Consider the following 933-nt stretch of genomic DNA (forward strand, 5'->3'; position numbering starts at 1 on the left):
GCAATAGCTCAATAACCGCTGGTAAGTAGCATTATTGAGGAAAGTAACGATGAGTGGTCAAAGGGCGAGAAATCTGTTGTAACAGAAGAATGAAAAGCCCTAAACTACCGAAGGAAATTGCGCCAGAGGAACGGACACCTCTGGTGGCATGGCTGTTGGCTGTGATTGAGCATCAACAAGCAATCATAGAGGGGCAAGCGATTGAGATCGAGCAGTTGAAAGGGAAGACCGAGCGGCTCGAAGGGGAGCTGAAAAAGGCAAAGAAATTAAAAGGTAAGCCGCTGCTAAAAGCGAGCCAACTGGAGCACCCCGTGTTGGCTAAAAAGGGTGCCGGGAAACGACCTGGGAGCGCCAAGCGCAGCAAGAAATTGCAGTTCCAGATGGATGAAGAACGCCTCGTCGAACCCGAGAGCGTACCGCTGGGAGCGAGGTTCAATGGCTACCGGGAGTATGATGTGCAGGAGTTGTTAATCAAATCCCATAACATCCGGTTCAAACTGGCCGAATATGTGAGTGCCGAGGGTGTGACGGTGGTCGGGCAACTGCCGGTCGAATATGAGGGTCACTATGGGCCGACGTTGAAAGCGTTCATCCTTTATCAACATCACCAGTGTCGAGTGCCGCAGCATCTGATTTACGAGCAGCTACAAGCCTTTGATATCGAGATTTCCACCGGCCAGGTCAACCGCATCCTGATGGCAGAAGACAGCCGCTTCCATGACGAGCAAACCGCTGTTCTGCGGGCAGGCTTGGAGAGTGCCGCCTATGTTCACACCGATGATACCGGGGCGCGTCATCAAGGCCGCAATGGCTATTGTACGGTGGTCGGCAACGCGCTATTTGCCTATTTTCGCAGTAGTGAGCACAAGTCCCGGCAAAACTATCTCAAGCTCCTGCGTCATCCGTTTGAGGACTATGTGCTCAACGAATATG

The 933-nt window shown here is 52.3% G+C and carries 1 protein-coding gene; it reads left to right on the forward strand.

The window, feature by feature from the left end; all coding sequences use genetic code 11:
* Nucleotides 1-89 precede the first annotated feature (89 nt).
* Nucleotides 90-933: transposase (locus CKL79_RS22590; RefSeq protein WP_141242297.1), on the forward strand; the 844-nt coding region annotated here is incomplete at its 3' end.

It is taken from the genome of Leptolyngbya sp. BC1307 (assembly GCF_002286735.1).
GTDB lineage: Bacteria > Cyanobacteriota > Cyanobacteriia > Phormidesmidales > Phormidesmidaceae > Phormidesmis.